Source organism: Pseudomonas sp. TREG-RG-20F-10-E-6-01, assembly GCF_022662455.1.
In the GTDB taxonomy this organism is placed as follows: domain Bacteria; phylum Pseudomonadota; class Gammaproteobacteria; order Pseudomonadales; family Pseudomonadaceae; genus Aquipseudomonas.
Window position 1 is genome coordinate 56,701 of the sequence record NZ_JAKNQP010000011.1, and the last position, 22,710, is coordinate 79,410.

General features: G+C 60.2%; 24 protein-coding genes. 7 read left to right on the forward strand and 17 right to left on the reverse strand.

Annotated elements, in window-relative coordinates; all coding sequences use genetic code 11:
- Positions 1-19 precede the first annotated feature (19 nt).
- The 3 genes from L8K08_RS24600 to coxB form a co-directional block, all read right to left on the reverse strand.
- Positions 20-571 carry a cytochrome c oxidase assembly protein gene (locus L8K08_RS24600; RefSeq protein WP_242200501.1) on the reverse strand — a complete coding sequence of 184 codons (552 nt, stop codon included), beginning with the start codon at positions 569-571 and terminating at the stop codon, positions 20-22.
- Positions 572-721: 150 nt separating this feature from the next.
- Positions 722-2,308 carry a cytochrome c oxidase subunit I gene (gene ctaD / locus L8K08_RS24605; RefSeq protein ID WP_106576019.1) on the reverse strand — a complete coding sequence of 529 codons (1,587 nt, stop codon included), beginning with the start codon at positions 2,306-2,308 and terminating at the stop codon, positions 722-724.
- 58 nt (positions 2,309-2,366) lie between these two features.
- Positions 2,367-3,494: a cytochrome c oxidase subunit II gene (gene coxB / locus L8K08_RS24610; RefSeq protein ID WP_119741308.1), complete on the reverse strand. Its 1,128-nt coding sequence runs from the start codon at positions 3,492-3,494 to the stop codon at positions 2,367-2,369.
- A 369-nt stretch (positions 3,495-3,863) separates the two neighbouring features.
- Here coxB and L8K08_RS24615 point away from each other — a divergent pair, with 369 nt between their 5' ends.
- Complete coding sequence (locus L8K08_RS24615; protein WP_145158496.1) at positions 3,864-4,511, forward strand: hypothetical protein; 648 nt, start codon at positions 3,864-3,866, stop codon at positions 4,509-4,511.
- A gap of 130 nt (positions 4,512-4,641) precedes the next feature.
- Here the strand turns inward: L8K08_RS24615 and L8K08_RS24620 are convergent, their stop codons facing one another.
- From L8K08_RS24620 to L8K08_RS24645, 6 genes are all read right to left on the reverse strand, one after another.
- Entirely contained in the window at positions 4,642-6,189 is a 1,548-nt protein-coding gene (locus tag L8K08_RS24620; protein WP_242200504.1) for a SulP family inorganic anion transporter, read from the reverse strand.
- Between the two features lie 85 nt (positions 6,190-6,274).
- Entirely contained in the window at positions 6,275-7,006 is a 732-nt protein-coding gene (locus L8K08_RS24625; RefSeq protein WP_106576015.1) for a carbonic anhydrase, read from the reverse strand.
- A gap of 228 nt (positions 7,007-7,234) precedes the next feature.
- Entirely contained in the window at positions 7,235-8,293 is a 1,059-nt protein-coding gene (locus tag L8K08_RS24630; RefSeq protein ID WP_178119645.1) for a PA0069 family radical SAM protein, read from the reverse strand.
- Between the two features lie 70 nt (positions 8,294-8,363).
- Positions 8,364-9,662, reverse strand: a complete 1,299-nt coding sequence (locus L8K08_RS24635) for a cytochrome c (protein ID WP_242200506.1) — start codon at positions 9,660-9,662, stop codon at positions 8,364-8,366.
- Between the two features lie 12 nt (positions 9,663-9,674).
- Positions 9,675-11,459, reverse strand: coding sequence for a GMC family oxidoreductase (locus tag L8K08_RS24640; protein ID WP_145158488.1), 1,785 nt, complete (start codon positions 11,457-11,459; stop codon positions 9,675-9,677).
- A gap of 2 nt (positions 11,460-11,461) precedes the next feature.
- A complete protein-coding gene (locus L8K08_RS24645) occupies positions 11,462-12,214 on the reverse strand; it encodes a gluconate 2-dehydrogenase subunit 3 family protein (RefSeq protein WP_242200508.1) in 753 nt (250 codons plus the stop codon).
- Positions 12,215-12,486: 272 nt separating this feature from the next.
- Between L8K08_RS24645 and L8K08_RS24650 the strand changes: the two genes are divergently transcribed.
- Positions 12,487-13,173: a dual specificity protein phosphatase family protein gene (locus tag L8K08_RS24650; RefSeq protein WP_242200510.1), complete on the forward strand. Its 687-nt coding sequence runs from the start codon at positions 12,487-12,489 to the stop codon at positions 13,171-13,173.
- A gap of 6 nt (positions 13,174-13,179) precedes the next feature.
- Here L8K08_RS24650 and L8K08_RS24655 read toward each other — a convergent pair whose 3' ends face one another.
- Positions 13,180-13,452 (reverse strand): YheV family putative zinc ribbon protein, encoded by a 273-nt coding sequence (locus L8K08_RS24655; RefSeq protein WP_065902760.1) that lies wholly within the window; start codon positions 13,450-13,452, stop codon positions 13,180-13,182.
- Entirely contained in the window at positions 13,449-15,500 is a 2,052-nt protein-coding gene (prlC, locus tag L8K08_RS24660; protein ID WP_242200513.1) for an oligopeptidase A, read from the reverse strand. Before prlC ends, L8K08_RS24655 begins: the two co-directional genes overlap by 4 nt.
- A gap of 102 nt (positions 15,501-15,602) precedes the next feature.
- On the opposite strand from prlC, the gene L8K08_RS24665 reads away from it, so the two are divergent.
- Positions 15,603-16,145 (forward strand): gamma carbonic anhydrase family protein, encoded by a 543-nt coding sequence (locus L8K08_RS24665; protein WP_145158480.1) that lies wholly within the window; start codon positions 15,603-15,605, stop codon positions 16,143-16,145.
- The gene (locus L8K08_RS24670; protein WP_242200515.1) at positions 16,142-16,801 is read left to right on the forward strand and encodes an HAD family hydrolase; all 660 of its coding nucleotides are present in this window, start codon (positions 16,142-16,144) and stop codon (positions 16,799-16,801) included. Before L8K08_RS24665 ends, L8K08_RS24670 begins: the two co-directional genes overlap by 4 nt.
- A gap of 95 nt (positions 16,802-16,896) precedes the next feature.
- Here L8K08_RS24670 and L8K08_RS24675 read toward each other — a convergent pair whose 3' ends face one another.
- Positions 16,897-17,940, reverse strand: a complete 1,044-nt coding sequence (locus tag L8K08_RS24675) for an aminopeptidase (protein ID WP_242200517.1) — start codon at positions 17,938-17,940, stop codon at positions 16,897-16,899.
- Between the two features lie 142 nt (positions 17,941-18,082).
- On the opposite strand from L8K08_RS24675, the gene L8K08_RS24680 reads away from it, so the two are divergent.
- Positions 18,083-18,505 carry a hypothetical protein gene (locus tag L8K08_RS24680; protein ID WP_106576005.1) on the forward strand — a complete coding sequence of 141 codons (423 nt, stop codon included), beginning with the start codon at positions 18,083-18,085 and terminating at the stop codon, positions 18,503-18,505.
- On the opposite strand, the gene L8K08_RS24685 is transcribed toward L8K08_RS24680, so the two are convergent.
- A complete protein-coding gene (locus L8K08_RS24685) occupies positions 18,506-18,745 on the reverse strand; it encodes a DUF1161 domain-containing protein (RefSeq protein WP_010207769.1) in 240 nt (79 codons plus the stop codon).
- 249 nt (positions 18,746-18,994) lie between these two features.
- Positions 18,995-19,426 (reverse strand): OsmC family protein, encoded by a 432-nt coding sequence (locus tag L8K08_RS24690; RefSeq protein WP_141156381.1) that lies wholly within the window; start codon positions 19,424-19,426, stop codon positions 18,995-18,997.
- Positions 19,427-19,642: 216 nt separating this feature from the next.
- Between L8K08_RS24690 and L8K08_RS24695 the strand changes: the two genes are divergently transcribed.
- Positions 19,643-20,644, forward strand: a complete 1,002-nt coding sequence (locus tag L8K08_RS24695) for an LLM class flavin-dependent oxidoreductase (RefSeq protein ID WP_242200520.1) — start codon at positions 19,643-19,645, stop codon at positions 20,642-20,644.
- A 61-nt stretch (positions 20,645-20,705) separates the two neighbouring features.
- Here the strand turns inward: L8K08_RS24695 and L8K08_RS24700 are convergent, their stop codons facing one another.
- Both L8K08_RS24700 and L8K08_RS24705 read right to left on the reverse strand, forming a co-directional pair.
- Positions 20,706-20,933 (reverse strand): DUF1161 domain-containing protein, encoded by a 228-nt coding sequence (locus tag L8K08_RS24700; RefSeq protein WP_145158474.1) that lies wholly within the window; start codon positions 20,931-20,933, stop codon positions 20,706-20,708.
- 115 nt (positions 20,934-21,048) lie between these two features.
- Positions 21,049-21,264, reverse strand: coding sequence for a dodecin (locus L8K08_RS24705; RefSeq protein WP_145158472.1), 216 nt, complete (start codon positions 21,262-21,264; stop codon positions 21,049-21,051).
- A gap of 154 nt (positions 21,265-21,418) precedes the next feature.
- Between L8K08_RS24705 and L8K08_RS24710 the strand changes: the two genes are divergently transcribed.
- On the forward strand, positions 21,419-21,745 hold the full coding sequence (locus tag L8K08_RS24710; RefSeq protein ID WP_003170746.1) for a DUF883 family protein: 327 nt from the start codon (positions 21,419-21,421) through the stop codon (positions 21,743-21,745).
- Positions 21,746-21,753: 8 nt separating this feature from the next.
- Here the strand turns inward: L8K08_RS24710 and L8K08_RS24715 are convergent, their stop codons facing one another.
- Entirely contained in the window at positions 21,754-22,650 is an 897-nt protein-coding gene (locus L8K08_RS24715) for a LysR family transcriptional regulator (protein ID WP_242200522.1), read from the reverse strand.
- Positions 22,651-22,710 lie beyond the last annotated feature (60 nt).

Sequence of the window (22,710 nt, forward strand, 5' to 3'; positions counted from 1 at the left end):
TTGAGGGGGCAAACAGTAGCTAGCCGCCGGTATGGACGGCCACCGGCGGTTGGCGCGCAGTGATGTCAAACAGCGTGTATGCCAGGGTCAAATGCTTCACATCCTTGGGCATGTCGCGGTCGACGATAAAACGCACCGGCATTTCAATGCGCTGACCGGGCTGCAGCACTTGCTGGGTGAAGCAAAAGCACTCGGTCTTGTGGAAGTACATCGCCGCTTCGGCCGGAGAAATGCTCGGCACTGCCTGGGCTTTCATGACCTTGTCGGTGGGGTTATAGGCGACGAACAGCATCTCGGTGACCGCACCGGGGTTGACCACCACTTCGTCAGCCTTGGAGTGAAACTCCCAGACCATGTCGATGGCATTGGTCGACAGGAACTGCACTCGCACCTGGCGCGTGGGGTCGACGACTTGCTCACCTTCGTACTGCCCGGCGGTCTTGCCGTTGATGCCGAACGCCTTGCACATCACGTCGTAAATCGGCACCAGGGCGAAGCCGAAGGCGAACATCGCCACCACCAGAATCAGCAGACGGGTGACCAGGCGCTTGATGGGGATGGAATCAAGCATGGCGATCACCTGAACCGAACGCGGTCAATGTGGGAGCGGGCTTGCTCGCGAATGCGGTAGGCCAGGCACTATTTGCGGCGACTGAAACACCGCTTTCGCGAGCAAGCCCGCTCCCACAGGGGATTTGTATAGGCATGGCGAACCGGGTATTCACTTGACCTCCGGCGGCGTGGTGAACGTGTGATACGGCGCGGGCGAGGGGATGCTCCATTCCAAACCTTCGGCGCCATCCCACGGCTTGGCCGGCGCCGGCGGGCCGCCGCGGATGCACTTGATGACGATAAACAGGAAGAAGATCTGCGTGGCGCCAAACATGAAGGCGCCAATCGAGGAGACCATGTTGAAGTCGGCGAACTGCAGGTTGTAGTCCGGCACCCGGCGCGGCATGCCGGCCAGTCCCACGAAATGCATCGGGAAAAACGCCATGTTCATGCCGATGAAGGACAGCCAAAAGTGCAGCTTGCCCAGGGTTTCGTCGTACATGTGCCCAGTCCATTTGGGCAGCCAGTAGTACGCCGAGGCGAAGATGCCGAAGATCGCGCCAGGCACCAGTACGTAATGGAAATGCGCCACCACAAAGTAGGTGTCGTGGTACTGGAAGTCCGCTGGGGCAATCGCCAGCATCAGACCGGAGAAGCCGCCAATGGTGAACAGGATCACGAAGGCCACGGCAAACAGCATCGGCGTCTCGAAGGTCAGCGAGCCTTGCCACATGGTGCTGACCCAGTTGAACACCTTCACGCCCGTCGGCACGGCGATCAGCAGCGTGGCGTACATGAAGAACAGCTCGCCCACCAGCGGAATGCCCACCACGAACATGTGGTGCGCCCACACAATGAACGACAGGAACGCGATGCTCGCCGTGGCGTAGACCATCGAGGTGTAGCCGAACAGCGGCTTGCGCGAGAAGGTCGGGATGATCGAGCTGACGGCGCCGAAGGCCGGCAGGATCATGATGTACACCTCGGGGTGGCCGAAGAACCAGAACACGTGCTGGAACAGCACCGGGTCACCGCCACCGGCGGCGCTGAAGAAGCTGGTGCCGAAGTGGATGTCCATCAGCATCATGGTCACGCAGCCGGCCAGCACCGGCATCACCGCGATCAACAGGAACGCGGTGATCAGCCAGGTCCAGACAAACAGCGGCATCTTCATCAGGGTCATGCCAGGGGCGCGCAGGTTGAGAATGGTCGCGACCACGTTGATCGCGCCCATGATCGAACTGATGCCCATCAGGTGGATGGCAAAAATAAAGAACGTCACACTTTCCGGCGCGTAGGTGGTGGACAGCGGGGCGTAGAAGGTCCAGCCGAAATTCGGCCCGCCGCCGGGTGTGAACAACGTGGAAACCAGCAACAGGAACGCCGCTGGCAGCAGCCAGAAACTGAAGTTGTTCATGCGCGGCAGGGCCATGTCCGGCGCGCCGATCATCAGCGGGATCATCCAGTTGGCCAGGCCGACAAAGGCCGGCATCACCGCGCCGAACACCATGATCAGGCCGTGCATGGTGGTCATCTGGTTGAAGAACGCCGGCTGCACGATCTGCAGGCCGGGCTGGAACAGCTCGGCGCGGATCACCATGGCGAACGAGCCGCCGAGCAGGAACATGGTGAAGGCGAACCACAGGTACATCGTGCCGATGTCTTTGTGGTTGGTGGTCAGCACCCAGCGCATCAGGCCTTTGGCGGGGCCATGGGCATGGTCGGCGTGACCATGGTCATCGATCACAGTGCTCATGGCCGTTCTCCTGCAAAGGAATGGGCTGTGCGGTTCAGGGCATACGCAGTTGAGGCCGTCATTTGCTTTCCGCCTGTTTCAAAGCCAGCACGTCTTTGGGCGTGACCATGTCGCCTTTGTTGTTGCCCCAGGCGTTGCGTTCGTAGGTCACCACGGCGGCGATGTCCACCTCCGACAGCTGTTTGCCGAAGGCGGCCATGGCGGTGCCAGGCTTGCCGAAATACACGCGGTGCAGGTGATCTTCCTTAGGCCCGGTGGCGATCGGCGAGCCTTTGAGCGCCGGGAACATCGGCGGCAGGCCTTGGCCCTCAGCCTGGTGACAGGCCACGCAGGTGGTGTGGTAAACCTTGTCGCCACGCGCCACCAGCTCTTCAAGCGTCCACTCTTTGGAGGTCAGCTCCTTGAGCTTGGCCGCTTCTGCCTTGCGCTCGCCGAGCCAAGTGTCGTAGTCGGCCTGGGATTTGACCTCGACCACTATCGGCATGAAGCCGTGGTCCTTGCCGCACAATTCAGCGCACTGGCCACGGTAGATGCCGGGCTTCTCGATGCGCGTCCAGGCCTCGTTGACGAAGCCGGGAATGGCGTCGCGCTTGACCGCAAAGGCCGGCACCCACCACGAATGAATCACGTCGGCGGCAGTCACCAGAAAGCGCACTTTGGCGCCTACCGGCAGCACCAGGGGCTGGTCGACTTCGAGCAGATAGTGCTCGCCCTTGGTGGCCTGGTTATGGATCTGCTCGGCAGGGGTGGCCAGGTTGCTGAAGAATTCCACGTCCTGGCCCAGGTATTTGTAATGCCACTTCCACTGATAACCGGTGACCTGGATATCGATATCCGACTCGGTGCTGTCGTAGATGTTGATCAGGGTCTTGGTCGCCGGGATGGCCATCGCTACCAGGATCAGCAACGGCACCACGGTCCAGAGGATTTCCACGGTCGTGCTCTCGTGAAATTTGGCAGCCACCTGGCCCGTGGACCGGCGGTGCAGGATCATCGACCAGAACATCGCGCCAAACACGACAATGCCGATCACCACACAAATCCAGAAGATGGTCATGTGCAGGTCAAACACGGCGTGACTGACTTCAGTAGCCCCTGGCGCCATATTCGTTGTCCAGGCGGCGTGCGCCTGGCCGAATACCGACCACAACAGTAGGCCCATCCAAACGTGTGGATGTCGCGTCATTGCGGGTTCCCCTTTATGTTTCTTGTTATCCCGCCGGTTTGCACCTGCGGCGAAGGGAGCGGCTTCCATACTGCTTACAACCGCCAAGCCTTGCCTGCTTCATGCAGTTGGGCGTCATCAGCTAATTGCGTACAAAATCGAGTATAGACAGCCGGGGCAACCCCGCAATGTGTAGGGGCAAATGAGCACAAACAGACGGGCGGGCCCAATAAATACGGGGGCGCAAACGTTTATCCGACGAACGATGGCGATTCGATATAACGCATGCGCATAACCATGAAATAATTATGACAAACGCGTCTTAGGCCCTCGTATAAACGAGCTACCTTGTTCTTTCCCTTTTCCTACGCCTGTTTCAATGGAGCTTTCATGAACACCGCCGCATTGCGCGAGCAGATTTCCCGTGCCCATCAACACGAAGCCAGCACTGGCCAGCTTGCCCAGCAACTGGAAAAACAATTGCCGCACCTGCATTCGGCCATTTCCCTGGCTGACGGTGATCGCAACATTGTCATGACCCGTTTTGTTACTGCCTACATCGAGCTTGTTCCTGACTTGCTGGAAGCCGCCAATGACGTGGCGCGCGAAGCTGGCATCGAAAGCCAGATCAAACCGGTACTGAAAATCGCCGAGCATTTCTTCCTGCAACCGCCCGCGATTCTTGCCGGCCACGAAGGCCTCGACGGCCTGCTGGACGAGGCCTACCTGGCCCATCGCCTTGTAGAAGAAGTCAACGATCTGTACATCACGCACTTCGGTCAGCCGTTGATTCCGGCGGACACCACCGTGGCCAACTTGATCGCTCATCAGTTGATCGGCGAAGCATTTGCCAATCAGTTGGACGAAGCCGTGCATTTGGCGGTGGATGAAATGCTCAACGAAGACAGCTTTGCGCTGGAGTCGGTCGAGGCTTACCGCGAGACGCTCAAGAGCCCGAACACGGAAGCGGCGTGGAAGCGCTGGCCTTGCCTGTCGCGGCAGCTGGGGGTTGAGTTGGCGCTGGATCAGCCGGCTTAACTCTTCAATATGATGCAAAACCCATGTGGGAGCGGGCTTGCTCGCGAATGCGGTAGATCAGTCGACATTGCTTTGACTGATACACCGCTTTCGCGAGCAAGCCCGCTCCCACATTTTTGATTGGGTTCCGTCAGCTAGTGGACGGCGCCGAACCTATTCCCACGGTCGTGCGCACCCGGCCTTCAAGCCTGCGCTTCAAGCCGCGCGCCTCGATCACAAGCGTAGAGCCCTTGGCCGCATTGGCCCGGCCCCATTCCTCCAGCAACTCCAGGCAGGAATGGTCGATGTAACTCAAGTTGCTCAGCGGCACATGCAACGTGGTCCCTGCGGGCACCGTCGACAGCACTTGGGTCAGTGCCGGCACTTTCAGGAAGGTCGCCGCACCGGTCAGGCGCAACTCCATCTCACCGTCCTGGGGCAGGTCGATCAGGCTGATTTTCAGTCGCGACGCCTTGAAGGCCAACTTGACCAACGTCAGCCCGAAGCCCACCAGTACACCGGTCAGCAAGTCGGTAAAGATGATCGCCAGCGCCGTCGCGGCATAGGTGAACATCGGCATCCGCCCGTATCGGCCCAATGCGCGAAATGCTTTCACGTCCACCAGCTTGATCCCGGTGTACACCAGCACGCCCGCCAGGCTCGCCACCGGGATGCTTTGCAGCACGCTCGACAGCAGCAGCACGAACCCCAGCAGCCATACACCGTGGAACATCGCCGACAAGCGCGTGGTCGCACCGGCCTGCACATTGGCCGAGCTGCGCACGATTACGCCGGTCATCGGCAGCGCGCCGACCAGGCCACAAAGCATGTTGCCTACACCTTGAGCGGACAATTCCTTGTCGAAATCCGAGCGCTGGCCGCTGTGCATGCGGTCAACCGCAGCAGCCGACAGCAGGGTTTCGGCGCTGGCGATAAAGGCCACGGCGAACGCGGCGATCAACAGTTGCGGATCGGCCAGGTTCAGCAAGTCGCTGGGGCGTAGCCAGTCGATGGCATCGGCAAGGTTTTCCGGGACTTCCACACGCTTGACCTGCAACGCCAGCACCAGGCTGGTGACCGTCGCCAAGCCCACGCCCAACAAGGCGCCTGGCACAAACCGCAGTTTTTGCGGGCGCAATTTATCCCACAGGTACATCACCAGCATCGTCGACAGCCCCAGCAAACCCGCTTGCCAGCCAAGGCCTGCGCCCAGGGTTGGTATCGCCTCAACCACCGCGGCCGGGAAGCCCGCCAGGTTATCCAGCCCGGAAGGCTTGGGCGCGCCGTCGAGCATCACATGGACCTGCGAGAGCACAATCAGCACGCCGATCCCCGCCAGCATGCCGTACACCACCGCCGGCGCCGTGACGCGAAACCAGCAGCCCAGACGCAATCGCCCGGCCACCAATTGCAGGAACCCCGCCAGCAACAGGATGGGGCCGAGCATCATCATGCCGTGCTGGCGCACCAGTTCGAACACCAACACTGCCAAACCTGCGGCGGGCCCGCTGACCTGCAGCGGCGATCCAGCCAGCCAACCCACCACCAGGCCACCGATGATCCCGGTGATCAGCCCTTTGGCCGGCGGCATGCCAGACGCAATCGCGATGCCCATGCACAAGGGCAGGGCGACCAGAAACACAACCACGGACGCGAGCAGCTCCCGAGGCAATACAGCTTTCAATTGAGCAGCACGCATATTGACTCTCCCAAGGCATTCGCCGGGCGCGGCAATGCCTGGCTGCATCCATGGCAGCCACCGCATTACCCGGCAGGGAAGTGTTTTAGAAGCGCGCTTTAGGCGTCGCGCAAGGGATTGGTCCGTCGCCGCTCAGCGGTCGAAATGCCGCTTGATCTGCATCGTAGGCTCGGATTTCGCTGGTCTCGATGTTGTAGATCCAGCCATGGATAAACAAATGACCATTGGCCATGCGTGAGGCCACGGAAGGGTGGGTGCGCAAATGCTGCAACTGGGCGATGACGTTTTCTTCGGTCAGCACCTTCATGCTTTCGCCTTCATTGGCGCAGTCGCAGTTGTCCTCAACCATCGACTTGGCGACCTCGGCATGACGCAGCCAAGCCCGGACTGTCGGCATTTTTTCCAGGCTCTGGGGGTTGAGTACCGCGCGCATGGCGCCGCAGTCGGAATGCCCGCACACGATAATGTGCTGCACGCCCAGAGCGAGAACCGCGTACTCGATGGCCGTGGAAACGCCGCCGTTCATCTGTCCGTAGGGTGGCACCACGTTGCCGACGTTACGCGTGACGAACAGGTCGCCAGGGGAGCTTTGGGTGATCAGCTCGGGCACGATCCGCGAATCGGCACAAGTGATAAACATCGCCCGCGGGCTCTGGGCCGTGGCGAGTTTTTTGAAAAGTTCTTCCTGCTGGGGGAAGACGTCGTGATGGAAATGCAAAAAGCCGTCAACGATGTGCTTTAGCGCTGCATCGGCGGACTCGGCCACCTGAGGGGCTGAAGCCGACGCAGCCAACGGCTGTTTATCCTTGTCACTCATGATTCATCCTCTTGATTAATGCAGGGAGAGTGTTCAGGTCATTTCGACGCTGGGCCAGTGGATTAGTTGTAAAACGCTGAAGACCAAGGTTCCGACCCACCAGTCACTCGCTGAACAAGGTAACCGCCGAAACTTAACTCAAACTGAATGAACCGCTCTAGATCGCGGGTTTCAGTGATATCAAAACGCGACTACTCCTACAGGCATGTCGCGCCCCTCTTGGTCAGTTTACAACAATGCCATCTGCCTGCCCGGTGGGCAGAACGCCGTGCAATCCAGATTAAACCCTTCCCGACGATTAAGCCCCAGGCGCTTGATCGCCTTGCTGAAGCGCTGCGCCAGCAGATCGGCGAACGGCCCCTCACCCCGCATGCGCACACCGAAGCGGCTGTCGTACACCTCACCGCCGCGCACCTGGCGCACCAGGCTCATCACATGGGCCGCGCGCTGCGGGTAATGCGCCGCCAGCCACTCCTCGAACAACGGCGCCACCTCCAGCGGCAAACGCAGCATCATGTAGGCCGCACTTTGCGCACCCGCCGCGTGCGCTTCGGTCAGCAGGCTCTCGAGCTCGCTGTCGTTGATCATCGGAATCATCGGTGAACACAACACGCCCACCGGGATGCCGGCCTCGCGCATCACCCGAATCGCCCGCAACCGCGCCTTGGGCGCCGCCGTGCGCGGTTCCAGAATGCGCTTGAGCTCATCGTCCAGGCTCGTGAGGCTGATCATCACTGCCACCAGCCGCTGCCGTGCCAGCTCGGTCAGCAGGTCGAGGTCACGCAAAATCAGCGAGCCCTTGGTGATGATGGTCACCGGGTGGCGGTAGCGCAGCAGCACTTCGAGGGTCTGCCGGGTGATCCTGTACTCGCGCTCGATGGGCTGGTAGGGGTCAGTATTGGAGCCCAGATTGATCGGCGCACACACATAACCCGGCTTCGACAGCTGTTGCTCCAGCACCTGGGCGGCATTGGTCTTGGCGATCAGTTTGGTTTCGAAATCCAGCCCCGGCGACATGTCCCAGTAGGCGTGACTGGGCCGCGCGTAGCAGTAGATGCAACCGTGCTCGCAGCCGCGATAGGGGTTGATCGAGCGATCAAACGGCAGGTCCGGCGAGTTATTGCGGGTGATGATGCTTTTGGCCGTTTCGATACGCACTTCGGTGCCCTGGGTCGGCGGCACCTCCTGAAACCAGCCGTCGTCCTCGGCCACACTGACCGTAGGCGCAAAGCGATTGTGCAGGTTGGTGGCCGTGCCCCGGCCACGGGGCGGTAAAGGTGTAGACATGAAAACGCCCCAATACTGTTTTTATATACAGTAATGGGGCGTGATGGTTATGACCAGTGCCGTCTGGCGGTCAGTGCTTTTGCGTCACTTGCCCCAAGTCATCGCCCGAGGTGGTGCGCATATCGCTCTTGCGCAGGTCCGCCACGTCGCTGGCTTTTACCGGCGCGCCTTTGTTGCCCCAGCTGCCGCGGACGAAACTGACCACATCCGCCACTTCCTGGTCCGACAACCTCCAGGCAAACGCCGGCATGGTGAACGTCGACGGTGCCGTGTGCGTAGCCGGCAAGGTGCCGCCATTCAACACAATGTTGATCAGCGACGTGGCATCTGCCGTCTGCAACACCGGGTTACCCGCCAGCGCCGGGAACACCCGCGTATAGCCATGGCCGTCGGTACGGTGGCACGCCGCGCAGTTGTCGATGTACACCGACGCGCCCGGCTTGCTGTCGTCACCTTTCCACAACGCCTCGGCCACCTGTTTGTCGTACTGATGCGGCTGATCCTTGGGATCCACCGCCGGCAGGCTCTTGAGGTAGCGGGCGATAGCGGTCAGGTCATCCTGCGACATGTACTGCATGCTGTGCACCACCACATCGCTCATGCCGCCAAACACGGCGCTGCGATCACTGCGGCCGGTCTTGAGAAATTGCACCAGTTCGTCCTCGCTCCAGCTGCCGAGGCCGTCCTTGTGATCGCCGCGCAGGCTTTTCGCGATCCAGCCTTCCAACGGCGCGCTGCCGGACAAGAAGGCGTTGCCGTCAGTGGCGCTGAGGGCTTTTTCCTGCATGGTCAGGGCGCGCGGCGTATGGCAGGCGCCACAGTGTCCCAAGCCTTCAACCAGGTACCCGCCACGGCTGACCACCGGGTCGGCGGCCGGTTGTGCCGGATGCTCCTCAACGGCCGGCGCAAACATCCAGCGCCAGGCCGCCAACGGCCAGCGCATGCTCAAGGGCCAAGGAATATCGCTGTCTTTGTTCTCTTGGGCGACCGGCTCTACACCCTTCATGAAGTAGGCATACAACGCCTGCATGTCGCTGTCGCTGATACGCGCGTAAGACGGGTAGGGCATCGCCGGGTAAAGCGTACTACCGTTCTTGGCGACGCCATGGCGCACGGCCTTGTCGAAATCTTCGAAGCTGTAGTCGCCCAGGCCGGTCTTGTCCGGGGTGATGTTGGTGGAGTAGATCACGCCGATCGGGGTTTCCATCGGCAGCCCGCCGGCAAAGGGTTTGCCACCCTTGGCGGTGTGGCAGGCCACGCAGTCACCGGCGCGGGCCAGGTATTCGCCCTGCTTGACCAGGTCGGTCTCAGCGGCGCTTACCGAACAGCTGCTCAAGAGTGCCAGGGAGGCGATAACAAGTGCTTTCATGGTCATCGCTCCTTATGCCTGAACCAGTGGGCCGGGGTTCTTCAGGTACTGCTCGCGGATCGCCCGCGCCGACCAATAGGTCAGTGCCGCCACCAGGCCGGTAGGGTTATAGCCCAAGCCCTGTGGGAAAGCTGACGCGCCTGGGACAAATACGTTGTGTACGTCCCAGCTCTGCAGGTAGCGGTTCAACGCACTGGTTTTCGGGTCGGTGCCCATGATCGCGCCGCCGTTGAGGTGGGTGGTCTGGTAGGCCGCAGTGTTGAAGTGCTCACCGACCTTTTTGCCGAGCACAGCAATGGCCTTGGGGTTCATCGCTTCGGCGACCTTGCCCATTTTCTCCATCATGAAGCGGTTCATCTTGATGTCGTTTTCCTGCCAGTCGAATGTCATCCGCAGCAGTGGCAGGCCGTAGGCATCGCGGTACACCGGGTCCAGATCCAGGTAGTTGCCCCGGTAGGATTGATGCGCACCGTGGGCGTCCATCGACACCTGGTGGGTGTAGTAATCGGCGGTCGCGCGCTTCCAGGCACTGCCCCACGCTGGCGTGCCTGGCGGGTTGGACGTACCGGCAATCGGCCGGCTGCCGGCCTGGTTGACCCACATCGGCGAACCGCCGACAAAGCCGTGCGGCCCATGGTCGAAGTTATCCGCGTTGAAATCATCAATGGCCACGCCATTGCCGCCCGCACCGATGAAGTTATTGGTGTGGGTGTCCTTGTCGAAGAAGGCTTTGATGGTGCCCATGTTCTGGTAGGCGAAGTTGCGGCCCACCACGCCCTCATTGGTAATCGGGTCGTAAGGTTTACCGATACCCGAGAGCAACATGAGGCGCACATTGTTGAACTGGAAAGAGCCGATGATCACCAGGTCAGCCGGCTGTTCGCATTCGCGACCCTGGGCGTCGATATAGGTCACGCCGGTGGCCTTGCTCTTGGTGCTGTCCAGGTTGACCTTGAGCACGTGGGAATTGGCCCGCAGCTCAAAGTTCGGTACCTGACGCAGCGCCGGCAGGATGTTCACATTCGGCGAGGCCTTGGAGTACATGTAGCACACGTAGCCGCTGCAGAAACCGCAGAAGTTGCACGGGCCCATCTGTGCGCCGTAGGGGTTGGTGTACGGCCCCGACGTATTGGCCGACGGCAGGTTGTAGGGTTTGTAACCAACCTCGGCGGCCGCTTTCTGAAACAGCTGTGCGGAGACGGTGTTTTTCTGCGACTCCAACGGGAACGGGTTGGAGCGATCCGGCGCATACGGGTTGCCACCACGGCCTTCGCCCACCACCTGACCTTTTACGGTCCAGGCCTGGCCGGAGGTGCCGAAGACTTTTTCCGCGTAGTCGAAAAACGGTTCCAGCTCTTCGTAGCTGACGCCGAAGTCCTGGATGGTCATGTCCTTGGGAATGAAGTTTTTGCCGTAGCGCTCTTCGTAGTGGCTGCGCATGCGCAACTCGATAGGGTCCACACGAAAGTGCACGCCCGACCAGTGCAGGCCCGCGCCGCCCACGCCATTGCCCGGCAGAAACGCACCCAGCTGGCGGTTGGGCAGGGCGACGTCATTCACGCTATGGCGAATGGTCACCGTTTCTTTGGAGATGTCCTGGAAGAGTTTTTTACGCACGCTGTAGGTCAATTCGTCGATGACCTGCGGATAGTTGCCGTCCGGGTAGGTGTCCTGCATCGGGCCGCGCTCCAGCGCTACCACGTTGAGGCCAGCTTCCGTGAGCTCCTTGGCCATAATCGCGCCGGTCCAGCCGAAGCCCACGATCACCGCGTCCACTTTCTTCATGATGGTCGCCACGTTTATGCCCTCTCGCCGCGAATGGAAACAGCCGGGAAGGGGTATTGCTCGTTGCGTTCAACCCAGTCCATAAAGTCGGCGCGGGCGCCGGGGAAGCCGATCATGGTCCAGCCGACCATGCCTTTGTTGCCGCCGTGGATCGGGTCGCAGAAGAACCCTTCCTTGGTGTTTTGCAGCAGCAGGTTGAAGAACATCTTTGCGGGCACCGTCTCAAAGTGCGCAGTCACTTCGCTGCCGCCGGCTTCAAGGCGACGCAGCATATCGTCCTGGGTAGCGCTGTCTTGCGCGGCAAAGGCCTTGCCGTTAAACGCCTTCGACCACGCATCCGTCGCTGCAATGCCCAGGCGATAAATGTCCTTGGGCACCAGCTTGCTCTGCCAGCCCATCTCCGGGGCCGCATCGGCGTTGAACGGGCCCTGCATGAACCACAGCGCGCCCGCGGCGTAAGGCGTGTTCATCTGGCGGTCGATGTATTCCGGCGCACCAGCCTCCAGGGCGCCAGGGCCTTGGGCATCAGCAGGAATCAAACGCGCGACGGCGGCGTTGAGAAACGCCCACTCTTCAGCCGTGAAATAGCTCGGCTCGTAGGCGTTGTCGCTGACCGGCGGCTTAGCCTCGGCAGCCTGCACCGGTTCCGGCGTGGCCATCAGCATCGAACCACCAAAGCCGGTGCTGGCAACCGTGACCACCGGGATCAAGGTCAAGGATTTGCGCAAAAAATCACGCCGGGGGTTGTCTTGATCTTGATCAGACATGGGTGCACCTCATCATGTGGTCACGGGTTTATCAGCCGCTTCTGGGAGCAGCGTGAAGGCTTGCCAGGAAATTGGATCCAAAGGGATAGAACACAGTGGCAAACAATAGTTACAAATGATAGCAGGCTAAGAATTGAGAAAATCGGTTCAGCGAGAAAAACAGCAGATCAGGTCGGTATTCACGATTCTTTGACGAGTACCTCACGCCGCATTGACCCCGCGTAGGCGAATCTTTGGCCCATCAGCCATTTCCCTATTCGGTTACAACGCGCATGTTCGAGATTCGATTGCTGCCTGCCCTCGGCATGGCGCTTCTGGCCCTGTTCGCCACCGCGCACGCCCAGGCGGACGGCGCCTCCTCCCTACGCTCACCGGAGTGGGCCCAGCCTGTGGGCGACCAGTTCAATCTGCACCAAATGACGCCCACGCTGTATCGCAGCGCGCTGCCCAACGACAATGCGCTCCCCATATTGGAAAATCTGAAGATCGCCACAGTGATCAACTTTCTGCCGGAATCTGATGCAACGTGGCTGAAGACATCTGATATCAAACAGGTACAGCTGACTTATCGCACCAATCACGTTGACGATTCGGACGTACTCGCGGCGTTAAGGGCCATCCAGGATGCAGAAACCAAAGGCCCGGTGCTGATGCACTGCAAACACGGCTCGGACCGCACAGGTTTGATGGCGGCGATGTATCGCGTGGTGATCCAGGGCTGGAGCAAGGAAGATGCGCTGAACGAAATGACCTTGGGCGGTTTTGGTACCAGCAACGGTTTCAGGGACAGCGTTCGCTACATGATGAAAGCCGATGTCGACAAGTTGCGTACGGCCTTGGCGAATGGCGATTGCAGCACCAGTGCGTTTGCCCTGTGCTCGATGAACAGTTGGCTCAACACGGCCAATAGCAGCCGTGTCGACACCAAAAAAGACGCTGAACTGGTGCTGACACCCTGATGGGCGTCAGTCTTTTTTCAGCTTCGGATTGGGAAAAAACTGCACGGCCTGCACCTTCGGGTCCGGCGCTTTCAATGCCGATGTATTCACCCGCGTGCCCAATTCCTTGGGCACCGACAGACCTTGGTCATTCAACGTGTCGGTATAACCGCAGGCCACGCATTCGCGGTGCGGCACGTTGTCTTCGGTCCACATCTTCAACTTGTCCGGCTCGCTGCACGCCGGGCAGACCGCCCCGGCGATAAATTGCTTTTTGGTAATCACAGGCCCTTCGCTCATGCTGCCGCGTCCTCACTCAGGCCGCTGTGGCGCAAGAGTGCGTCAATCGACGGCGCACGTCCGCGGAAGTCGACGAACAGCACCATCGGTGCCTGCGAACCGCCGCGCGCCAGAATGGCTTCGCGGAAGGCACGGCCGGTCTCGGCGTTCAGCACGCCGTCTTCTTCAAACTTGGAGAAGGCATCCGCCGACAGCACTTCCGCCCACTTGTAGCTGTAGTAACCCGCCGCGTACCCGCCGGCAAAGATGTGCGCGAAGCTGTTAGGGAAGCGGTTGTACGCCGGTGGGCGCATCACCGAGACCTCATCGCGCACGCCTTCAAGCACTTGCGCAACGCTGCGGCCATCGCCATGGGTGGCATGCAGTTCGAAGTCGAACAGCGAGAACTCAAGCTGGCGCACCATCATCAGGCCAGACTGGAAGTTCTTCGCCGCGAGCATTTTTTCCAGCAGGCCCTGGGGCAGCGGCTCGCCGGTTTCATAGTGGCCGGAGATCAGTGCCAGGCCTTCCGGCTCCCAGCACCAGTTCTCCATGAACTGGCTCGGCAATTCCACCGCATCCCAGGCCACGCCGTTGATGCCGGAGACGCCGGCGTGTTCGACACGGGTCAGCAGGTGATGCAGGCCATGGCCGAATTCGTGGAACAACGTGGTCACTTCATCGTGGGTCAGCAGGGCAGGCTTGCCGCTGTCGGCCGGGGTGAAGTTGCACACCAGGTTAGCCACCGGGCTTTGCAGCACGCCGTCAACCGTGCGGCGACGGTCACGCGCGCCGTCCATCCAGGCGCCGCCACGCTTGTTGGCGCGGGCGTACAGGTCGAAGAAGAAGCGGCCCACGTGCTGGCCGTTTTCCTTGATTTCGAACAGGCGAACGTCCGGGTGCCAAGTGTCGAAACCTTTTTGCTCGGCGATCTCGATGCCGTACAGGCGCTGGACGATGGCAAACAGGCCGCCCAATACTTTGTCGATCGGGAAGTAGGCGCGCAGGGCTTCCTGGGACACGCTGTAGCGCTGCTCGCGGAGTTTTTCGCCGTAGAAACCACTGTCCCAGCTTTGCAGATCCGCACAGCCTTGTTCGGCGGCATATGCCTTGAGCTGTTGCAGGTCCTGGGCGGCAAACGGCTTGCTGCGCTTGGCCAGGTCGCGCAGGAAGCTCAGCACCTGGTCGCTGGACTCGGCCATTTTGGTCGCCAGGCTCAGCTCGGAGAACGACGCATAGCCCAGCAGTTGGGCCAGCTCCTGACGCAGGTCGAGGATCTGTTCCATCACCGGGCCGTTATCATTCTTACCGGCATTCGGGCCTTGGTCCGACGCGCGGGTGCAGTAGGCCGCGTAGACCTCTTCGCGCAGGGCGCGGTCGTGGGCGTAGGTCATCACCGCGTAGTAGCTGGGGAATTCCAGGGTGATCAGCCAGCCATCGAGGCCTTTGGCCTGGGCGGCGGCGGCCATTTGCGCCTTGGCCGAATCGGTCAAGCCGGCGAGGGTGGCTTCATCGGTAACGTGCTTGGTCCAGGCCTGGGTGGCATCCAACAGTTGGTTGGAAAATTTGCTGCCCAGCTCGGAGAGCTTGCTCTGCACTTCGGCGTAGCGCTTTTGCTGCTCAGGCGGCAAATCGATACCCGACAAGCGGAAGTCGCGCAGCGAGTGCTCGAGGATGGTTTTTTGCGCCACGTCGAAACCGGCCGCTTCGGGGCTGTTGGCCAAGGCTTCGAAGGCCTGGAACAGTGCGCGGTTCTGGCCCATTTCGGTGGAGTAGGCGCTCAATGCCGGCAGGCAAGCCTCGTAGGCTTCGCGCAGTTCAGCGCTGTTGCATACGGCATTGAGGTGGCTGACCGGGCTCCAGGCGGCGCCCAGGCGGTCATTCAGTTCGTCCATCGCCAGCACCAGGCCGGCCCATGTAGGATTTTTACCCTGGCTTTGCAGGATGCCTTCGATGGCAACACGGTTGTCGGCGAGGATCTGTTCGATGGCCGGTTGCACGTGCTCGGCACGGATCGCCGAGAACGGCGGCAGGTCGTAGGACTGCAGAAGAGGGTTGTTCGCGCTCACGGTGGGCACCTTGGCTGAAGAAACATGTAAGAACAAAGATGGGGCCATCTTAATTACAATCAACACCCACCGCAGCTATCAGCAGAAGAGAGAGAGGCTATCGTGACCCTTCGCACCTATCAGAACCACACGCCAACCCTGGGCGCCGGGGCTTTTGTCGATATTTCGGCGGTGGTGATCGGCGATGTCGAAATCGGCGCCGACAGCTCGGTTTGGCCGCTGACGGTGATTCGCGGCGACATGCACCGCATCCGCATCGGTGCGCGCACCAGCGTGCAGGACGGCTGCGTGTTGCACATCACCCATGCCGGGCCGTTCAACCCGGACGGCTTCCCGCTGCTGATCGGCGATGACGTAACCATCGCCCACAAGGTCATGCTGCATGGCTGCACGGTGGGCAACCGCATCCTGATCGGCATGGGCAGCATCGTGATGGACGGCGCCGTGGTGGAGGACGACGTGATCATCGGCGCTGGCAGCCTGGTGCCGCCGGGCAAGAAACTGGAGAGCGGTTTTTTGTACGTGGGCAGCCCGGTTAAACAGATCCGCCCATTGACTGACAAAGAGCGTGCCTTTTTCACCTACAGCGCCGCGAACTACGTGAAGCTCAAAGACCTGCACCTGGCGCAAGGATTCGACCGATGACCCTGAACTACTCCACCGTGCTGTTCGACCTGGACGGCACCCTGACCGACCCGCGCGAGGGCATCACCCGTTCGATCCAGTACGCCCTCGGCAAACTCGGCATTGATGAACCCGACTTGACCAAGCTGGAACACTTTATCGGCCCGCCATTGCTGCAAGCCTTCATGCAGTTCTATGGGTTCGATGAGGCCAAGGCCTGGGAGGCGGTGAATTTTTATCGCGAACGCTTCAAGGTCACCGGCCTGTATGAAAACCGCGTATTCGACGGCGTCATGCCGTTGCTTGAGGAACTGAATGGCCAAGGCCGCCAGCTGTATGTGGCCACGTCCAAGCCTTGGGTATTCGCCCGCGAGATTGCCCGGCACTTTGATTTTGCCAAGCACTTCAAGGTGATCTACGGCAGCGAACTGGACGGCACGCGCACCAACAAGGTTGAGTTGATTGCGCACTTGATGAATGAAGAGGGCCTGGACCCGGCGACCACGTTGATGATCGGGGACCGCAAGCATGACCTGATCGGCGCGCGCAGCAATGGGCTTGACTCCGCGGCGGTGGGGTATGGGTTTGGCAGTTTTGAAGAGCTGAATGCCGAGGCGCCGACTTGGCATTTTGAGACGTTGGATGAGATGCATCAGGCGTTTTTGCAGCGCGCTTGATACCGCTTTCGCGAGCAAGCCCGCTCCCACACTTGACCGAGTTTCAACATGAGAATGCGGTCGAATGTGGGAGCTGGCTTGCCTGCGATGAGGCCCTAGTGGCCACCACCCTCCAACTGCCGCAGCGCCGCTTTACGCTGCTCCACCGGCAAGCCACCCATCTTCTCCACCGCCGCAAAGAACTTCACCCAGTCCCCACCTTCCTGCGCAAACAACGCCGCAAACGCCGGCACCCATTGGTCATACAGCCCAAACGGCAGCAACCGCGCGTTGTTCATCGGCTGGTTGATCCACACGTCGTAACGTTTATCACCTCCCCACTGGCTATCGCGCATTTGCCGGTAATCGCTGCGCAAACGCTCGAATTCCGCCGCCTTGGCCTGGCGCATCACGTCAACTGCCAAGGGCTGTGCGTAAAGCTTTTCCAGGCGTTTACGGGTATCCAGCACCAGTCGGATAAATTGATCACGCTGCTGCAACGCCGCATCGCTCAGAGGCGCCAAGCCCCGCGCCGCACGCCATTGACGAGTGCCTTCCTGCTCGACGAAGTTGGCATACGACTCGTTGAACTCGGTGTCGTCCTTCACATAAAAACGCTGGTGCGCCAGCTCATGAAAAATCAGCGTAGCCAGGCGCTCATCGCCCCAGTTCATCATTGAATTCATGATCGGGTCGTTGAACCAGCCCAAGGTGGAATAGGCCTCGACACCACCAATCGACACGTCCATGCCTTGTTGCTGCAGCAACGCCGCCTCACCGCGCGCCGCGCCCTGGTTGTAATAACCGCGATAGGCGACGCATCCGGCAATCGGGAAGCAATGGGTTTCGGGAGAGAGGGAAAATTCCGTCGTGGCGAATACATTCCAGACTACGTATGGCCGGCCAATGTCCGCGTACAACCTGTAACTCTGGTTGTCGGGCAAGTGCAGGTGCTCACTGGCGAACGTGCGGGCTTTTTGCGACTGCACCAAGTGCTCACGCAATACCTGTGGGCGAGAAGGGTCGGCGATCACCTCGGCAACCGGCTCACGGGCCCGCAGCAATTGCCATTGGCCGCTGGCGAGCTGGCTGTAATAACTGACACTTGAGCAGCCGCTGAGCAGCACCACCATTAACCCTGGAAGAAAACGCCTCAACATGCTCCGACTGCTCCTGGGTAATTTGCTCGCCAGCCTATCCTGCCTGCACGGAATTTTTCCATGGCCTGGCGTGTTTATACTCATGAGGAGTCTGCTGCCATCGGCGCCGGGCTCAATTCCTTCCTACCGTTGAGTGCCTGCCATGCGCCAGCTCCTGCTACCTGTCACCGTCCTGTTTCTCAGCGCCTGTGCTTCTACGCCGATTCCCCCAGTGGATCCGCATCAGGCCTGGGTCGACTTCGCCACCCCGACACCCGGCGCCAAACTGGTGATGGCCCAGCGCCTGGACGGCAAGAATCTGAATGACGGGCGTTTTTTCCAAGTGCCACCCGGCAGCCACGAGCTGATGGTGCGCTTTGATTTCGAGGTGAACACGGGTACAGGCTTTGGCGGGCTGGACCAGACGCACGACCGCACCTGTTTCATGACCCTGCAGTACGACAATTTCCAGGCAGGCCAGCGCTATGTGCTGGAGGGTCGCTCGCTGGCCTTCACGCCCAACATTCGGCTGTATAACTCAGCGCGTCAGTTGCTGGCGCAGGAGCGCAGCGTGAACTGCATCTGATCAGTCGTTGTTCTTCTGATAAACGATGGCTTTGGTGCCGTTTTCACAGCTGCCGACGACCATGGCGCTGTCATGCTTGTCGGCTTCTTCCTTGCTGACGATTTCCAAGGTGTAGGACGGCACGGCGTTAGCCTGGATCTTGACCTCGATCTCTTTTCTAAGCTCTTCACAATCTTTTGGAGCGGCCACGGCCGAAGTGGCCAAAACACCGCAGATGATCGCCAAGGCAAAACGTTTCATGTGTGAAGCTCCCTGAATGCATGCGCACGAGTGTGCGCCTAGCTGCATAGGCTATAGGACCACATAGGGGAAACACGAGTTCTGATTTAAAGCAGAACTAAATATGGGAGCGGGCGTGTGTGGGAGCTGGCTCGCCTGCGATGGCAGCGCCTCGGTGCAACTGCAAAACCGAGGTGTCCTATCGCGGGCAAGCCCAGCTCCTACACAAACACACTCCCACAATGGATCTACGCGGTTACGCAGACCGCATTAGCTGACGAGCGTGGCATCCAGGCTGATCTTGGCGTTCAGCACTTTGGACACCGGGCAGCCTTCCTTAGCCTTTTTGCTCAGTTCGTCGAACTGCGCCTGGCTTGCGCCCGGGATCTTGGCTTTCAATACCAAATGCACAGCAGTAATTGCGAAGCCGCCTTCCACTTGGTCCAGCGTCACTTCAGCCTGAGTGTCGATGCTGTCAGCCTTGAGGCCGGCGTCGCCCAGAATCATCGAAAACGCCATGGAGAAACAGCCGGCGTGCGCCGCACCAATCAGCTCCTCAGGGTTTGTGCCCTTGCCGCCTTCGAAACGGGCCTTGAAGCCGTAGGGCGCTTCGCGCAGTACGCCGGTTTCAGTGGAAATGGAACCCAGGCCTGTCTTCAGATCACCTTCCCAATGCGCGGATGCTTTTTTAACGATACTCATAGCGGTCTCCTCGAACGGTGGTTTTGCTTCAGTAAGGTTCTGAGGATAGAAGCTCTGGCAAAGTTCATCTTGTCGGAGAAACCTAGCGTTCCAGTAGGAAATTTCCCTAGCTGCTATTGAATCTCGGGTATATGCCCTCATTGCATAGAACATGCACATGAAGCGGCAGGTTTTGGTTCGTCTATAAGCCTGCGCACCTATTGGAGAAGCAGGCTTATGAAATCGCTGTCCGACGTGAAATTCTCGACCCTGGACCTGGTGCCCGTGCGCGCCAATGGCAGCCCGGCGCAGTCGTTGCGCAATTCCCTGGACTTGGCCCAGCACGTGGAAAAGTTTGGCTACAACCGTTTCTGGGTGGCCGAACACCACAACATGGACGGCATCGCCAGCTCTGCCACCTCGGTATTGCTCGGCTACCTGGCCGGTGGCACCTCGACCATCCGTGTCGGCTCCGGCGGCGTAATGCTGCCCAACCATGCACCTTTGGTGATCGCTGAGCAGTTCGGCACCCTGGAAAGCCTGTATCCGGGCCGGATCGACCTGGGCCTGGGCCGCGCGCCGGGTTCTGATCAGATGACCGCCCGCGCCCTGCGTCGCGAACGCTCGGGCAGCGCCGACGACTTCCCTGATGATGTGGCCGAGCTGATGGCTTACCTGGGCCCACGCACGCCGGATCAACGGGTTATTGCCGTGCCGGGCACCGGTACCAATGTGCCCGTGTGGTTGCTCGGCTCCAGTTTGTTCAGCGCGCAATTGGCCGGTGAGCGCGGTTTGCCCTACGCCTTCGCCTCGCATTTCGCACCGCGCCTGATGCATGAAGCTATTCGCGTGTACCGCAATCACTTCAAGCCTTCAGCCGTATTGGACAAGCCCTACGTGATGCTTGGCATCCCGCTGGTGGCCGCCGATACCGACGAGCAGGCCGATTACCTGGCCACCTCGGTGTACCAGCGCATCCTCGCGCTGATGCGCGGGCAAAGCCTGGTGCAACGTCCGCCGGTCAAGACCATGGACGGCCTGTGGCTGCCCCATGAAAAAGAGGCGGTCGGCAGCTTCCTCGGCCTGGCCATGGTCGGCAGCCCGGCGAAGATCCGCGCAAAACTGGACGTGCTGGTTGAGCAGACCGGTGCCGATGAGCTGATCTTTACCTGCGACCTGTACGAGCATGCCGACCGGATTCATTCCTACGAGCTGCTGGCGCAGTTGATGAAGGGCTAACATCCGCAGGCAAAAAAAAACGACGCACCTGTGCGTCGTTTTTTATGTCTGGAGCAAGGGGTTAACCGCGCTTGTAGACGATTTCCTTGGTGCCGGCTTCGCAGCTACCGACGACTGTGTGGTCGCTGGGTGCCGCGCCTTTGTCTACCACCTCCAGCGAGTAACCCGAGGCGCCCTTGGCGTCGATTTTCGCTGCGATTTCGCTTTTCAGCTCTTCACAAGGCTTGCCCGCCGCCAGGGCTGTGCCCGCAATGCTCAACAAACCTACCGCTAACAGGAACTTCTTCATCCGTTACTTTCCTTGCGCTGATCGAAAAGAGCGTGCCGACGCTTTCGCATCGGCACCCATTGGTTGTAGCGCAGGTTATGGCAATCGGCCAGTCGGCAAAGTTCAACCGACGTGATCAACTACTGGCGATTCGGAACCCCACCTTGAGCGTGACTTGGAAGTGTGCGGCCTTGCCGTCCTTGATGTGACCACGGGTTTCAGTCACTTCGAACCATTCCAGGTGCTTGATGCTTTTGTTCGCTTCGGCGATGGCGTTGTTGATGGCGTCTTCGATGCTGGTCGCCGACGAACCCACCAATTCGACTTTCTTGTACGTGTGATGATCAGACATAGCGTTTCTCCTGAGGTCTTTAGTGAGCGTAGCAGTCAATGTTCGTACTGCTTCTGGCGACTATTCCCACTCAAAAGTTCAGATTTACTGCACTTTCTGAAAACGCTGGAGTCGGTATCTACACATTCCACTCAATCACTTCAGGAGAGTCCACATGGCCAACACTTCTTTACGCAAAGCGTCGCTGGAAAGCATGGAAGCCGAGATTTCGAGCCTTCTCAAGTCCCTTGAGAGCCTTAAGGACGATGCGTCCGACGAGTCGCGCAAAACGCTGAAGGCCCTGAAAAGCAATGCCGAGAATGCCCTCAAGCACTCCCGTCATCTGATCAGCGATGCCTACGAAGAAAGCAAAGTCAAAATCCGCGAAACCGGTGTTGCAACCCGGGACTACGCACAAGAGCACCCATGGACTACCGCCGGCGTCGCCGTTGGCGCGCTGGGTCTGCTGGCGGCTTACCTGCTGTGCAAACGCGGCGACTGAAACACCGGCTACACCGGCTGGCGCAACAGCTCTGCCTTGAGCCACTGCGCCAGTTGACCCGCGCGCCCGTCTGCGGCGCGCTTGGGTAGCCACAGCGCCAGGTGCGCCGGGGTTTCGCTGAAACCCCACGGCGCCACCAGGCGACCCGCGCGCAGATCCTCTGCCACCAGCGGTTCTGGCGCAATTGCCACCCCAAGCCCTGCCACCGCCGCCTCCAGCAAATAATACAAATGCTCAAACCCCTGGCCGTGTTTCAACGCGCCGGGTGCAATGCCGTATTGCTGCGCCCAACTGGGCCAGGCTTGCGGGCGCGAGGTGGTGTGCAACAAGGCTTCGCCACACAAGGCTTGCGCCGGGGCCTGGCGCAAACGCTCGTAACCGGCAAAGCGCGGACTCATTACCGGGCCAATGCGCTCGCTGGTCAACTCGTACACTTGCATGTCCGCCGGCCACGGCGGCTCAGCGAACACCAGCAGGGCGTCGAGGCCGGGACGCCTGGGGTCCAGGTCGCCGTCACCTGCTGACAGGTGCAGGCGCAAGTCCGGCAGGTCGGCGTTCAAGCGGCCCAGGCGCGGGATCAACCAACGCGCCAACAAGCTGCCCGAGCAGCCCAGCACGAACGGCGCGTCGGCGCTGGCCTGGGTCAGCTCGGCGCACACATCCCTCAAACGTTCGAACGCCTCTGCGCTGGCATCGCGTAGCCGAACACCGGCATCTGTGAGTTTAAGGCCGCGCCCATCTTTGGCGAACAGGCTGACACCCAAATGCTCTTCGAGCACCTTCAACTGGCGGCTGACGGCGCCGTGGGTCACATGGAGCTGCTCGGCAGCCTGGCTGACACTGTTGAGCCGGGCGGTGGCTTCAAATGCACGCAAGGCATTGAGGGGTGGAAGGTCTCGGCTCATATGTGAGTTTTCCTGACAGGTTGCGGCGATCTTATCGGTTTTCAGCGTAGCGCGTCAGGG